This window comes from Micromonospora tarapacensis, from assembly GCF_019697375.1.
Lineage (GTDB): Bacteria > Actinomycetota > Actinomycetes > Mycobacteriales > Micromonosporaceae > Micromonospora > Micromonospora tarapacensis.
Map to the genome: position 1 here is coordinate 117,008 of NZ_JAHCDI010000003.1, position 13,452 is coordinate 130,459.

Annotated in this window: 10 protein-coding genes and 2 pseudogenes; 8 read left to right on the top strand and 4 right to left on the bottom strand. The window is 73.1% G+C overall.

Features of this window, described 5'->3' with window-relative positions; translation table 11 throughout:
- Positions 1–13: 13 nt before the first annotated feature.
- The 3 genes and pseudogenes from KIF24_RS01300 to KIF24_RS01310 all read left to right on the top strand — a co-directional run bounded on the left by KIF24_RS01300 (position 14) and on the right by KIF24_RS01310 (position 3,783).
- Positions 14–1,081 carry a zinc-dependent metalloprotease gene (locus KIF24_RS01300; protein WP_221082394.1) on the top strand — a complete coding sequence of 356 codons (1,068 nt, stop codon included), beginning with the start codon at positions 14–16 and terminating at the stop codon, positions 1,079–1,081.
- Between the two features lie 13 nt (positions 1,082–1,094).
- Positions 1,095–2,081 (top strand): annotated as a pseudogene (gene tilS, locus KIF24_RS01305) (tRNA lysidine(34) synthetase TilS); the annotation flags it as partial.
- A gap of 55 nt (positions 2,082–2,136) precedes the next feature.
- Positions 2,137–3,783 carry a gamma-glutamyltransferase family protein gene (locus KIF24_RS01310; RefSeq protein ID WP_221082396.1) on the top strand — a complete coding sequence of 549 codons (1,647 nt, stop codon included), beginning with the start codon at positions 2,137–2,139 and terminating at the stop codon, positions 3,781–3,783.
- 70 nt (positions 3,784–3,853) lie between these two features.
- Here the strand turns inward: KIF24_RS01310 and KIF24_RS01315 are convergent, their stop codons facing one another.
- On the bottom strand, positions 3,854–4,816 hold the full coding sequence (locus KIF24_RS01315; RefSeq protein WP_221082397.1) for a GlxA family transcriptional regulator: 963 nt from the start codon (positions 4,814–4,816) through the stop codon (positions 3,854–3,856).
- 150 nt (positions 4,817–4,966) lie between these two features.
- On the opposite strand from KIF24_RS01315, the gene KIF24_RS01320 reads away from it, so the two are divergent.
- The 4 genes from KIF24_RS01320 to folE all read left to right on the top strand — a co-directional run bounded on the left by KIF24_RS01320 (position 4,967) and on the right by folE (position 8,822).
- Entirely contained in the window at positions 4,967–5,104 is a 138-nt protein-coding gene (locus KIF24_RS01320) for a hypothetical protein (protein ID WP_221082398.1), read from the top strand.
- 99 nt (positions 5,105–5,203) lie between these two features.
- Entirely contained in the window at positions 5,204–5,779 is a 576-nt protein-coding gene (gene hpt / locus KIF24_RS01325; RefSeq protein ID WP_221082399.1) for a hypoxanthine phosphoribosyltransferase, read from the top strand.
- Between the two features lie 326 nt (positions 5,780–6,105).
- On the top strand, positions 6,106–8,121 hold the full coding sequence (gene ftsH / locus KIF24_RS01330; protein ID WP_221082400.1) for an ATP-dependent zinc metalloprotease FtsH: 2,016 nt from the start codon (positions 6,106–6,108) through the stop codon (positions 8,119–8,121).
- Positions 8,122–8,159: 38 nt separating this feature from the next.
- Positions 8,160–8,822 carry a GTP cyclohydrolase I FolE gene (folE, locus tag KIF24_RS01335; RefSeq protein WP_221083119.1) on the top strand — a complete coding sequence of 221 codons (663 nt, stop codon included), beginning with the start codon at positions 8,160–8,162 and terminating at the stop codon, positions 8,820–8,822.
- Positions 8,823–8,833: 11 nt separating this feature from the next.
- Here folE and KIF24_RS01340 read toward each other — a convergent pair whose 3' ends face one another.
- On the bottom strand, positions 8,834–9,544 hold the full coding sequence (locus KIF24_RS01340) for a hypothetical protein (protein ID WP_221082401.1): 711 nt from the start codon (positions 9,542–9,544) through the stop codon (positions 8,834–8,836).
- A pseudogene (locus KIF24_RS01345) lies at positions 9,541–12,092 on the bottom strand (FtsK/SpoIIIE domain-containing protein). The gene KIF24_RS01340 and the pseudogene KIF24_RS01345 overlap by 4 nt, the downstream one beginning before the upstream one ends.
- 198 nt (positions 12,093–12,290) lie before the next feature.
- Here KIF24_RS01345 and KIF24_RS01350 point away from each other — a divergent pair.
- Entirely contained in the window at positions 12,291–12,848 is a 558-nt protein-coding gene (locus KIF24_RS01350; protein WP_221083120.1) for an Rv0361 family membrane protein, read from the top strand.
- Positions 12,849–12,852: 4 nt separating this feature from the next.
- Here the strand turns inward: KIF24_RS01350 and KIF24_RS01355 are convergent, their stop codons facing one another.
- Positions 12,853–13,440, bottom strand: coding sequence for a hypothetical protein (locus KIF24_RS01355; protein ID WP_221082402.1), 588 nt, complete (start codon positions 13,438–13,440; stop codon positions 12,853–12,855).
- Between the last annotated feature and the right edge of the window lie 12 nt (positions 13,441–13,452).

Genomic DNA, 13,452 nt, shown 5'->3' on the forward strand with positions numbered 1-13,452 from the left:
TACGGTGGGTCGCATGGCGCAGTTCGTGGACTGGGATCTGGCCACCGCGACCGCGGGGGCCCTGGGCAAGTCGGGCCCTCGGGTGACGTACCCGGAGGCCACCGAGGTGGTCGCCGAGCTGCGCCGGTTGACCGACGAGGCGGCCGGGCACGTCGCCGACTACACCGGGCTGACCTCGCAGGTGGTGCACCCGCCGGTGCGGGTGGTCGATCGGCGTGACTGGGCTGCGACCAACATCGCCGGCCTGCGCGAGGTGATCACACCGCTGGTCGGCCGGCTCGCACAGGACAAGCAGCCCGGTGTGTTCACCGAGGCCGTCGGGTCCCGGGTGACCGGCGTGCAGGCGGGCACCGTGCTTGCCTACCTGTCCGGCCGGGTGCTCGGGCAGTACGAGGTCTTCTCCGCCGACCCGGGGCAACTGCTGCTGGTCGCGCCGAACATCGTCGAGGTGGAACGCAAGCTGGCTGCCGATCCGCGTGACTTCCGGCTCTGGGTGTGCCTGCACGAGGTGACCCACCGGACGCAGTTCACCGCCGTGCCGTGGATGCGTGCGTACTTCCTCGGTGAGGTGCAGGCATTCGTGGACGCCGCGCAGGGCGGCGAGCATCTGCTGGAGCGGCTGCGCCGGGGGATGGGCACCCTCGCCGACGTGGTGCGGAACCCGCAGAGCCGAACCAGTGTGCTGGATCTCGTGCAGACGCCGGGACAGCGCGCCGTGCTGGACCGGCTGACCGCGCTGATGACCCTGCTGGAGGGCCACGCCGAGTTCGTGATGGACGGCGTCGGCCCCCGGGTGATCCCGAGCGTCGAGCGGATCCGGGCCAGCTTCAACCGTCGCCGCGAGGCGGGCAACCCGGTGGAGAAGGCGGTCCGGCGGCTGATCGGCATCGACGTCAAGATGCGGCAGTACGCGGAGGGCCGCAAGTTCGTGCACGCGGTGGTGGACCGGGTCGGGATGGCCGGCTTCAACCGCGTCTTCGAGTCACCGTTGACCCTGCCCCGGCTCGCCGAGTTGAGCGAACCGGACGCCTGGGTGGCGCGGGTGCACGGGCCGGTCGGCCCGGTGCCGACCGCCGGCTGAGCACGCCGCGTCGATGGCCCCGCTCGCCCCGCCGGTCGCCGCGATCCGGGTCGCGGTCCGCCATGCGCTGGCCGACCTGCCGGCGGACGGGCCGGTGCTGGTCGCCTGTTCCGGTGGTGCCGACTCGCTCGCCCTGGCCGCGGCGACCGCCTTCGTGGCACCCCGGGCCGGCCGCCGCGCCGGACTGGTGACCGTCGACCACGGATTGCAGGCCGGGTCGGCGACCCGGGCCGAGGCGGTGGCGCGGTGGGCGGAACAGGCGGGCCTGGCACCGGTGGAGGTGGTCCGGGTCGAGGTCGCCGGCCGGCCGGGCGGCCCGGAGGCGGCGGCCCGCGAGGCCCGCTACCAGGCGCTGGTCGAGGTCGCCGGGCGGCACCGCGCGGCGGCCCTGCTGACCGGGCACACCCGGGACGACCAGGCCGAGACGGTGCTGCTCGCGCTGGCCCGGGGCGCCGGCCCACGAGGGCTGGCCGGGATGCCGCCACGCCGGGACCTGGGCGGTGTCGCCTTGGTGCGACCGCTGCTGGAAATCGCGCGGGCCGAGACCCGCGGCGCGTGCGCGGCGCTCGGGTTGACGCCGTGGGAGGACCCGCACAACAGTGATCCCGCGTACACCCGGTCCCGGGTCCGCGCCGACGTGCTGCCCGTACTGGTCCGGACCCTCGGGGCGGGCGTGCTGGACAATCTCGCCCGCACCGCCCGGCTGCTGGCGGCGGACAACGCGGTCCTGGACGACCTCGCCGGGGAGGCACTGGCCGCGGCCCGGCATCCCGACGGCGGGCTGGCCGTCAGGGCGCTCGCCGACCTCCCCACCGCCGTGCGGGGTCGGGTGCTGCGTGTCTGGGCCCACGAACTCGGCGCGCCGCCGGCCGCGCTGTCGCACCGGCACATGGCCGCGCTCGACACGCTCGTCACGGCGTGGCGGGGACAGGGTGCGGCGTACCTGCCGGGCGGGCTGCGGGTGCTCCGCCGGGACGGCCGCCTGCTGCCGGAGCGGCCCCCGCCGCCGGGGCCGGCCGGTGCGGGGCGCCCGCCCGGCCGGCGGGTGGGGGACGGTGTGCTCGGGGAATGACCTACCCCGGCAGCCACTCTTCGCCCCGCGCGCGGCCGTGGCCACCAGCCAGCCGTTGGCCGCGGCAGCGGGCCTGGGCGTGCTGCGGCGCGGCGGAAACGCCGTCGACGCCGCGCTGGCCACCGCCGTCACCCTGACCGTCGTGCAGCCTCCGTCGAACGACATCGGTGGCGACCTGTTCGCCATCGTTTGGGACGGGGAGCGGCTGCACGGTCTGAACGCCTCCGGCCGGTCACCGGCCGGGTTGACCCGCGAACTGGTACTGGCCGCGACCGGCGGCCGGGGCGTCGCGCCCGTCGAGGCGCTGGGCGGCGCCCAGGCCACCGGCCCGGCGATGCCGGCCCGGGGCTGGCTGCCGGTGACCGTGCCGGGCGTGCCGGCGGGCTGGCGCGATCTGCACGACCGGTTCGGTTCGCTGCCCTTCGCCGAGCTGTTCGTCGACGCCATCCGTTATGCCGAGCGCGGGCATCCCGTCTCCACCGCCACGGCGACGGCGTGGGCCCGGGCGGTCGCCGGCCACGCCGGGTCGACCGGTCCGGAGTGTGCGGACTTCGCCCGGGTCTTCGCGCCGGGCGGACGGGCACCCGGTGCGGGCGAGTGGTGGCGCAACCCGGACGCGGCGCGGACGCTGCGGCTGATCGCGCAGAGCCGGGCGGAGGAGTTCTACCGGGGGCGGATCGGCGCGGCCCTGGCCGACCACGCCGCCCGCACCGGCGGGCTGCTCACCGCCGACGACCTGGCGGCCCACACGAGCAGCTGGGTCGATCCGATCTCGGTGCGCTACCGGGGGCACGAGGTATGGGAACTGCCGCCGAACGGGCAGGGTCTGGCCGCCCTGCTCGCCCTGGGCATCCTCGACGGCTTCGACCCGGCCGAGGCGTCGCTCTGGCCGCACCGGCAGATCGAAGCGATCAAGCTCGGCTTCGCCGACGCACACGCCCACGTCGCGGATCCCGACCGGAGACCCGTACCGGCGGCGTTGCTCACGCCCGGGTACCTGGCCCGGCGCCGCGCGGCCATCACCGCGGGCGCCGCCGACCCGGTTGCCGGCGAGCCCGAGCGCGGCGGCACGGTCTACCTCTGCACGGCCGACGACGGCGGCATGATGGTCAGTCTGATCCAGTCCACCTACCTGGCCTTCGGCTCGCACGTGGTGCTGCCCGGGTACGGCTTCGCGGTGCAGAACCGTGGCCTCGGCTTCCGGCTCGACGCGGACCACCCGAACGTGGTCGGCCCGGCGAAGCGGCCGTATCACACCATCATCCCCGGCTTCCTGAGCCGGGACGGAGCGCCGGTCGGGCCGTTCGGGGTGATGGGCGGGCACATGCAGCCCCAGGGCCACGTCCAGCTGATCTCCGCGACCGTGGACGCGGGGCTCGACCCGCAGGCGGCGCTGGACGCGCCCCGTTGGTATTGGCACACGGGCCGCTCGCTGCTCGTCGAGGAACACCTGGCCGCCGGGCCGGGCGGTGCGGCGCTCGTCGCCGACCTGCGGGCCCGGGGTCACCGGGTCACCGTCGCGCCGGAGCCCAGCGTCTTCGGGTACGGACAGGCGATCTGGCGCCGTGCCGAGGGCGGGTACGTCGTCGGCTCCGAGTCCCGGGTCGACGGGGGTGTGGGCGGCTTCTGAGGGTCGGCGCAACCGATCGCTTCCGACGCCGTCGCGCCGGGCGGCCGACCGGAGCGACGGCTGCGGCCGGTCAGCCGGTCGGGGCGCGGTCGCGAAACGTGGTGCGGTACGCGTGCGGGGTGGCGCCGACCCGGCGGGTGAAGTGGTGTCGCAGGGCGGCGGCGTCGCCGAAGCCGGCCCGGTCGGCGACCGCCTCCACGGAGAGCCCGGTGTCCTCCAGCAGCCGCCGGGCCAGCAGGACCCGCTGGTTGGTCAACCAGTCGTGCGGCGTGGTGCCGGTCTCGGCGCGGAACCGGCGGGCGAAGGTACGCGGCGCCATCCCGGCTCGCGCCGCCAGCTCGTCGACCGTGATCTGCCGGTCCAGGCGCCCCATCAACCACTCCAGCACCGGCTCCAGGGTGGGTGCCTCCGGTGCCCTCGGGATCGGCGCCTCCACGTACTGCGACTGGCCGCCGTCGCGGTGCGGTGGCACCACCATCCGACGGGCCAGCTTGGTGGCGGTGGCCGAGCCGTGTTCCTGGCGTACCAGGTGCAGGCAGGCGTCGATGCCGGCGGCGGTGCCCGCGCTGGTGAGCAGCCTCCCGTCCTGCACATACAGCGAATTGCAGCGGACCTGGGCCTTCGGGTGCCGTCGCTGCAGTTCGTCGACGTGCCGCCAGTGGGTGGTGCACTCCCGGCCGTCGAGCAGCCCCGCCTCCCCCAGCAGGTAGGCGCCGGCACACACGCTGAACAGGTGGGCCCCCCGTTCGGCGGCCCGACGCAGCGCCTCGTGCACCTGCACCGAAGCGGTGGTGGCGGGGTCGTGCGCGGGGACGGCGACCAGATCCGCTTCGTCGAGCGGGCCAAGGTCGGCGCTGGGCACCAGGTGGAAGCCGGCGGAGGTGCGCACCGTGGCACCCTGCGGGCTGCACACGTCGAAGCGGTAGCCGGGCAGGCCGTCGGCGGTGCGGTCGGTGCCGAACACCTCGGCGAGCACGCCGAGCTCGAACGGGGCCACCCCGTCCAGGGCGAGCACTGCGACCGAGCGGAGCATGTGACGAGGGTAACCGCACGGGTGGCGGAAAATCGAGCATGGATGGCATCCCTGCCACTGTCCGGTGGGTGGCGCGAACCGCAGACTGGCAGTTGTCCGGTGCGCACCGGCGGCGACAGACACCAGCAACGCGTGAAAGCGAGCGCCGCCATGGGATTCCTGCTCTTCCTGCTCTTCTTCCTGCTCCTTGCCCTCCTGTCCGCCGTGGGACTGACCGCCGACAGCCGTGACTCCGCGGACTGGAAGCCGTCCGAGGGGGGTCGCCGGTGGCGATCTCACCCCTGCTGAGGTGATTGGTCCTGCCAGTCGGGAAAATCCGGGCCGGGGTCGCGCCGAAAGGGGCGGCCCCGCCGACGAAGAACCCGGGGCGTACGGCAGGCTATGGGCATGGCTGACGGCTCCTGGTACGACGCCGACATCGACCACGTGATCATTTCCGAGGCGCAGATTCGCGAGAAGACCGCGGAACTGGCCAAGCAGGTCTCCGCGGACTACGCCCACGTCTCCGACGGGTTGCTGCTCGTCTGCGTGCTCAAGGGTGCGGTCATGTTCATGGCCGACTTCGCGCGGGCGCTCGGTCGTCAGGGTCCCCCCGCTGAGTTGGACTTCATGGCCATCTCGTCCTACGGGCAGGGCACCACCTCCTCCGGCGTGGTGCGCATCCTCAAGGACCTCGACCGGGACATCGCCGGCCGGCACGTGGTGGTCGTGGAGGACATCGTCGACTCCGGGCTCACCCTCTCCTGGCTGCTGCGCTACCTGGAGTCGCGGTCGGCGGCCAGCGTCGAGGTGGTCGCGCTGTTCCGCAAGCCGGACGCGGTCAAGGTGCCGGTGCCGGTCAGGTACGTCGGCTTCGACATCCCGACCGAGTTCGTCGTCGGCTACGGTCTCGACTTCGGCGAGCGCTACCGCGAGTTGCCGTACGTCGGCGTGCTCAAGCCGGAGGTGTACGCCCGCTCCTGACCGTCCCCGCCGCCGGCTCCCGGCGCCGCGCCCGACCGGCGTTCAGCCGACTTTCAGCTGATCGGACTACCGTGGACCCCGGTGGCGCGGGGGTCAGCTCCGGGTCACGCCGGCTGACAGCCGGTTCGCCGTGCGCGTAAGTGCCGGGCTCGCCAGCTCACATCCGTCTCGCACGGTGTACCGTCGAATGACCGTGGTGCGGCAATCCGCGCCCCGGGGCCGAGGCCGGCCCGCACGGCGGCTCCGGCAGCCGCCCCGCGGCGACACCCACAGTCGGTCAGGACGTCGATCAGGAGGATGCGGGCGTCTCGGCGCTCGACAACAGCATGGAACGTACGCGTTTCTTCCGCCGACCGGTGTTCTGGGTCATCCTGGTCATCCTCGGCGCCGTCGTGCTCAGTCAGTTGTTCACCGGTGGTCCCAGCTACCACCGCGTGGACACATCCGTCGCGCTGGACCAGCTCAACAAGGGCGGCATAGAAAAGGTCGTCTTCCAGGACAAGGAACAGACGATCCAGCTCGAACTGGCCGAGGAGGCCGAGTTCGGTGACACCACGACCAAGCTGATCGAGGCTCAGTTCCCGTACGAGGTCGGCAACGAGGTCTGGAACCAGGTCCTCGACGCCAAGGCCAACAACCGGGTCACCGGGCCGGCCGACACCGAGGTGTCGTCCGACAGCATCTGGGTCAGCCTGCTGGTCAACCTGCTCCCCATCGTCCTGCTCGTGCTCCTGCTGCTGTTCTTCATGTCGCAGATGCAGGGCGGCGGCTCCCGGGTGCTCAACTTCGGCAAGTCCAAAGCCAAGATGATCACCAAGGACACGCCGAAGACGACGTTCGCGGACGTCGCCGGCGCCGAGGAGGCCGTCGAGGAGCTGTACGAGATCAAGGACTTCCTGCAGAACCCGGCGAAGTACCAGGCGCTCGGCGCGAAGATCCCGAAGGGCGTACTCCTGTTCGGCCAGCCCGGCACCGGCAAGACGCTGCTCGCCCGGGCGGTCGCCGGCGAGGCCGGGGTGCCGTTCTACTCGATCTCCGGTTCCGACTTCGTGGAGATGTTCGTCGGTGTCGGGGCCAGCCGAGTCCGTGACCTGTTCGAGCAGGCCAAGGCGAACGCGCCCGCCATCGTCTTCGTCGACGAAATCGACGCCGTCGGCCGGCACCGTGGTGCCGGCATGGGCGGCGGCCACGACGAACGCGAGCAGACTCTCAACCAGTTGCTCGTAGAGATGGACGGGTTCGACGTCAAGGGCGGCGTCATCCTGATCGCCGCCACCAACCGGCCGGACATCCTCGACCCGGCGCTGCTGCGCCCGGGTCGGTTCGACCGTCAGATCCCGGTCGACGCCCCCGACATGGAGGGCCGCAAGGCGATCCTCCGGGTGCACGCCAAGGGCAAGCCGTTCACGCCCGACGCGGACCTCGACGCGGTGGCCAAGCGGACGCCCGGCTTCAGCGGCGCCGACCTGGCGAACGTCATCAACGAAGCGGCCCTGCTGACCGCCCGTAAGGAGCAGCGGGCGATCTCCAACGAGTCGTTGGAGGAGTCGATCGACCGGGTCATCGCCGGCCCGCAGCGGCGTACCCGGGTGATGAGCGACCAGGAAAAGAAGATCACCGCCTACCACGAGGGTGGGCACGCCCTGGTCGCCTGGGCGCTGCCGCACGCCGCGCCGGTGCACAAGGTGACGATCCTGTCCCGCGGCCGGTCCCTCGGTCACACCCTGGTGCTGCCCACGGAGGACAAGTACACCCAGACCCGCGCCGAGATGATCGACACCCTGGCGTACGCGCTGGGCGGCCGGGCCGCCGAGGAGCTCGTCTTCCACGAGCCCACCACCGGTGCCGGCAACGACATCGAGAAGGCCACCCAGCTGGCCCGCGCGATGATCACGCAGTACGGCATGAGCTCCAAGCTCGGCGCGATCAAGTACGGCACCAGCGGCGACGAGCCGTTCCTCGGTCGCAACATGGGCCACGAGCGGGACTACTCCGACGTGGTCGCCGCCGAGATCGACGGCGAGATGCGGGCACTTATCGAACTGGCCCACGACGAGGCCTGGGAGATCCTGGTCGAGTACCGGGACGTCCTGGACAACGTGGTGCTCGAGTTGATGGAGAAGGAGACCCTCTCCACCGCCGACATGGCCCGGATCTGCGCCCGGGTGGTCAAGCGGCCGCCGATGGCTCCGTACAACGGCTTCGGCAAGCGGCAGCCCTCCACCGAGCCGCCGGTGCTCACCCCGGCTGAGAAGGACGCGCTCAAGGTGCAGGCCGAGGCCGACGGCGCGCAGGCGACCGTGGGTGGCCCCAGCTCGAACAACTCGGACGGTTCGCACTGAGCACCGACGACACGGCGGCCAGTTCCCCACAGCGGGGACTGGCCGCCTCCGCAACCGAGCCCGACAACGGCAACCTCGACTACATCGCCGCACGGCTGGTCAACGGTCGCCTCACCGGCCGCCCGGTCGAGGAAACCATGGATCTCGGCCGGATCGAGAAGGCCGTGCGCGAGATCCTCATCGCCGTCGGCGAGAACCCGGACCGTGACGGCCTCCTGCAGACCCCGGCCCGGGTGGCCCGCGCGTACGCCGAACTCTTCGCCGGCCTGCGCGTCGACCCGGCCACCGTGCTCACCACCACCTTCGAGGCCAACCACGAGGAACTGGTCCTCGTCCGGGACATCGACGTGATGAGCCTCTGCGAACATCACCTGCTGCCGTTCCGCGGCAGTGCCCACATCGGCTACATCCCCGGGCCCGACGGGCGGATCACCGGCCTGTCCAAGCTGGCCCGGCTGGTCGAGGTCTTCGCTCGCCGGCCGCAGGTGCAGGAGCGGCTCACCTCGCAGGTCGCCGACCTGCTGATGGAGCGGCTGGCACCGCGGGGCGTGATCGTGGTGCTGGAGTGCGAGCACATGTGCATGGCGATGCGCGGCATCCAGAAATCCGGTGCCAAGACCATCACGTCGGCGGTGCGCGGCACCCTGCAGCGGGATGCCAAGTCCCGCGCCGAGGCGATGGCCCTGATCATCCCGCGCTGACCGGCACGAGATCAGGCGGCCAGCATCGCCAGGACGATCCCGGCGGTGGTCACCACCGCCGGCACCAGGCAGGCCAGCGCGCCGAAGCGGGCAGTGCGATCCACCCGCTCGCCGGACCGGGGCGGGAAGAGCCGGCCCACCGCCAGCCAACCCACGCCGAACGCGACCGCCGGTGCCGGCAGCCCCACCACCAGCGCCAGGACGGTCACCGCACCAGCGCCCGTCAGCGCATAGACACCCACCAGGAGCAGTGGAACGATCAGCCCCAGCGGCGCGTACACCAGCAGGTTGCGCGGGCCGGACGGCCAGTGCGCCACTCGTGGGAGGCCGCGGACCGCGAGCGTGTCGTCCGCCGCGTGCGCCCACCGCCCGGCGTCGCGCAGCGCCGACAGCGCCACCGCCGGACCACCGGCCATCGACCGGGCCGCCTCGGTCAGCTCCGGCGGCGTCGGCACCAACGAGATCGGTGGTACGCCCAGCTCACGCAGCCGGGCCTCCTGGGGTGCCAGCCGGGTGCGTACCGCCGCCAGCTCCTCCCGGGCGGCCTGAACCGTGCGGGCCTGCTCGCTCGCGGCGGTCGCCGCGCCCCGGCGTACCCCGTCCAGCTGCCGGGCGGCGGCAAGGTAGTCGGCCCAAGCGGCCGGCACCGGATCCTCGGACGCGCCAGCCGCCCGCTGCCGAACCGGCCGGCCGGCCGTGGTCTGTGCCTGACCGGGAGTCATTCCGGTTCCTCCGCCTCGTCGTACGGCACCAGCACCACGCCGCGGTCGCCGGGGCCGTCCCACAGCACGATCCGATCGGGTCGGGGGCGCCACTCGACCGGGCGGCCGAACACCGGCGTGAGCTGGGCTCCCGGCACCCCCGCCACCGCAACGGCGGTCAGCTTGTCGACCGTTTCGTCCGGCTCGATCAGCGCCGCGAACGACGGCACCGTCCGCCACCAGCCGAGCAGGTGCTGCCCGGCCGGCGGGGCGTCCCGTAGCAGCGTGCGCAGCCGAGCCGGCGGCAACTGCTCGGGCGGCGCCACGTCGAGCCCGAAGACCACCAGGTAGGCCGGCTCCCCGCGGTCCATCACGGCGAGCAGCCCGGCCAGGTCCACCGTCTCGACCGGGTGCCGCCCGGCCAGCTCCGCCGCGAGGCGTCGGCCAGTGGCCGTGCCTCGGGGTCCGGCGCGGCCACCACGAACCGCGCCGTACCCGGCGAATGGTGGATCGCCGTGCTGCGGGTGGCGGTCGCCAGCAGCCGGCTCGCCGCCGAGCGGGGACCGAGGACGGCGAGATTGCGCCCCGCGGCCGGTCCGAACGGCACCGCCACCGTGCTTCGCGCGACGTCCACCGCCCGTCCGAGCAGCGCTGCTGGGGCCAGTGCCTGCCCGGAACGGGCCGCCCGGTAGCGGGGATCGTTGCCGAGTAGCGGGCGCGCGTACCCGGCGAAGACCACGGGTGAGGTAGCGTCCTTCGGACGGGCCGCCCAGAGCCGATGGCGCAGCCCCTCCACGGCGTCCGGCTCGTCCGGAGGGTCCGGATACCGCACCAGCCGCTCGTGACCCCGGATGGCGCCCCGAGGACCGCCGAGCCCACCGGCGGTGTTCACCACCGCGCTGCCCAACGGCAGTCCCGCCGCGGAGTCGTTGGTGGGCTCCAGCACCGCCCCGCCGCCGGGCAGCGCGACCCGCACCGGGAACTGGCCGAGCAGCGAATCCCGCTGCCCACCGTCGGAGCGGGCGCCCAGGCCCAGATCGCCCTCGCCGGCGAGCACCAGGTGCACACCGTACGCCCGACCGGACCTGGTCAACGCGTCCAGCCGGACAGCGGCCTCGGCGGCCAGCCGATCCCGTTCGGCGAAGAGCACCGGCAGGCTGTCCACCACGCAGACGATCCGGGGCAACGGACGGTGCCGGCGCAACTCGGCGAAACGCTGGCCACCGGCGCGGGCACCCGCCTCGACACGCCGCTGGACCTCGGCCGTCAGCTGGTCCAACAGGTCCAGCACGTATTCCCGATCGGCGGCCATCGCGGCGGCCCGGACCTGCGGGATCCAGGACCGGTCCCGCTCGGTCTGCAGGAATTCGGCGTACGACTCGCCCGCGCCGAGGTCCACCAGGTAGAGCGAGAGCTCCTCCGGGCCGTACCGGGCGGCGAGACCGAGCAGCGCCGTGGTCAGGAAGGCCGACCGGCCGGCCCGGGAACGGCCGCTCACCAGCCAGTGCGGGGTCAGTTCGGTGAAGCCGAGCGAGACCGGCCGGCCACCGGCGTCGCCGACCGTGCTGGCCAACCCGTCCGTCGCGTCAGCCTGCCACAGGTCGCCCTCCGCTGACGGCAACAGATCCGAGAGGGACAGCCGGCTGCCGGCCTCGATCTGGGCGGCGACCCGGCGGCAGACGCGGTCGACCAGTTCGACCGGTGGATCCGGTTCGAGGAAGACGGGCGAATTCAAGCCACCCGGAGGGCCGGTGCCCCCGGTGGCGAACGGTGCCCCGGGCGGGTCGCCCAGCAGCGCGTACGCCGTCCGCGTCGAGACCGTGGTGGCGCTGGGCAGCGCGGGCCGTCCGGTCGGCCACCCGGCGACAACCAGGTGCAACCCGGCGGGCGGCCCCAGCTCGGCGAGCTTCTCGATCCGCGCCAGGTCGGTCGGCCCGGCCTGCTCGGGCAAGGCGGCGAGCACCAGCAGCAGCGAACGGTCGTGCCGGCGGGCACCGGACGAACCCGGAGCCACCCACCGCTCCGCCTCGGTGAGTACGGCCCGCAGCCCGGCGGTGTCCGTGGCCGGCGGGGAGAGCACCCCGGCGTCGCCGAGCGCCGCGAACGGCGCCAGTGTCGCGCCGGTCGCGTCCACCGCGCGTACCAGTAGGGATCCCGCCGGTGTCGCCGCCAGCAACCGCAGCAGCACGGCCCGCAACAGCCCGGCTACCCGTGGGTCGTGCGCATCGGTGTCCGACACGAGGTGACCGGTGCCGAGCAGCGGAACCAGGGCGGGAAAGCGGGCGTCGTCCAGCGGCGCCGCAGTGCCGATCCGGACGAAGGGCGGTGGGCCCTCACCGGCCGGAGCGGCCGGCTCGACGGTATCCATGGTGGCGCCGGCCCAACCCGGTGCGAGGAGGGCGGCCGCGGCCCGCATCCGCTCAGCCAGCGCGTACTGCCGACGCTGGTCGGCCGGAGCCGGCCGGGTCTCGTCGAGAACCGTTGCCGCCGCGGCGACCGTCGCGGCTGCCCGGCGGTGCAACGCGGCGGCGCGAAGCGTCCGTGCCGTCGGACCGCCCACCGTGTCCACCTCCTCCGCCCGAGGTCGGCACCCACTCGCCGGGCAGAGAAGACGGTATCCCAGCGGAGGCTCGACCTCCGGGATGCGCCGCGGCGGTGCGTGGGTGTTGTCGTGGATCTCACCGGTCGGCAGTGTTCCGTCACGATCTGCTGAATCTGGGGCATTGGGTCCACGGCGTCCAGCCGATAGCCTCAGGGGGTGGAATCAGTGCCGCCCTCCGCCGGTTCCCAGGTCTCCCACGTACCGGCGCAACGGACGCCGCCGGAGGAACTGGCGCCGCCCGCGGTCGCGCCGGTCCCGCAACAACCCCGGCGGCGGCTGGGAACCGTGCTGACGGTGGTCGCCGGGGTGGTCGCGGCGCTGTGCCTGGGCGGCGGGGTGGTCGGCTACCTCGTCTACGATCGAGCCACCACCCCAGACCGCAGCGCTCCTGACGTGGTGGTCGACAACTACCTCCGTGCGTTCCTGGTGGACCGGAATGATGTCCGAGCGGACCTCTTCACCTGCGGGGGCAACACGGATCTGGACCAGCTCCGGCTGCTCAGGGAGGATCTGGCAGCCCGCGAGGAGCGGTTCGGGACCAGGATGTCGGTCAGCTGGGGAAGACTTCAGGTGGATCAGGACGGCGACCACGCCAAGGTGCAAGTCGACCTCACCTTCTCCGCTCAGGTAGATGGCATCAGGCAGAGCGATCGGCAGTCGTGGACGTTCACCACGCGGCTGAGCGAGGGCTGGAGGGTCTGTTTCGGCGGGGCGGCCAGCTAGGTTGCTACTCCACCCACAGCATGTGGACCGGGACCTCCAGGGTGGTCGGTGACTGGCCGCGCCAGGCCCAGCGGTACCACTCCACCTCGGGCGCGACGCGTACGCAGATGTCCCCCTCGGCGCCCGAGTAGGTCTCGGTTACGGCGCGCAGGTCGCGATGCTCGACGACGCCGACCATGTGCACGACCCGGCGACCGGTGACCGAGTCCGCCTCGAAGACCGGGGTGGGTGCCCGGTGGGCGGGAGCGTCCAGCGAGACGAGCCGCAATCCGCTGTCCGGCGTGGTCCGGGGGCCGACCGTCTCGACCCAGACCCGCTCGACCGGCACCAGCGGCGCGAACACCTCCACCTGATCGGATTCGGCGCGGTACCACTCGTGTTCCGGGATGACCGGGACGTAGGTGCGGCTGTTCTGCACCACCCGCTCGTCGGCCCGCAGGTCGCCACGCCAACCCAGCCCGGGCAGCCCGACCAGCACCCGCTGTCCGCGTAGCTCGACGCGTCCAACCGCCGGGACGATCTCGATCGGGCGCGGTGGCTGCGGCGCCCAGTCGGGCTGGCCGGCGAACGGGTCCGGAAACGGCTCGGTCATGACGGTGGGTGG

Bases quoted from the DNA above. Each gene is read 5' to 3' on its own strand.
- KIF24_RS01300 (WP_221082394.1), top strand. From the start codon at position 14: ATGGCGCAGTTCGTGGACTGGGATCTGGCCACCGCGACCGCGGGGGCC.
- KIF24_RS01315 (WP_221082397.1), bottom strand. From the start codon at position 4,816: ATGCTCCGCTCGGTCGCAGTGCTCGCCCTGGACGGGGTGGCCCCGTTC.
- KIF24_RS01320 (WP_221082398.1), top strand. From the start codon at position 4,967: ATGGGATTCCTGCTCTTCCTGCTCTTCTTCCTGCTCCTTGCCCTCCTG.
- hpt (WP_221082399.1), top strand. From the start codon at position 5,204: ATGGCTGACGGCTCCTGGTACGACGCCGACATCGACCACGTGATCATT.
- ftsH (WP_221082400.1), top strand. From the start codon at position 6,106: ATGGAACGTACGCGTTTCTTCCGCCGACCGGTGTTCTGGGTCATCCTG.
- KIF24_RS01340 (WP_221082401.1), bottom strand. From the start codon at position 9,544: ATGACTCCCGGTCAGGCACAGACCACGGCCGGCCGGCCGGTTCGGCAG.
- KIF24_RS01355 (WP_221082402.1), bottom strand. From the start codon at position 13,440: ATGACCGAGCCGTTTCCGGACCCGTTCGCCGGCCAGCCCGACTGGGCG.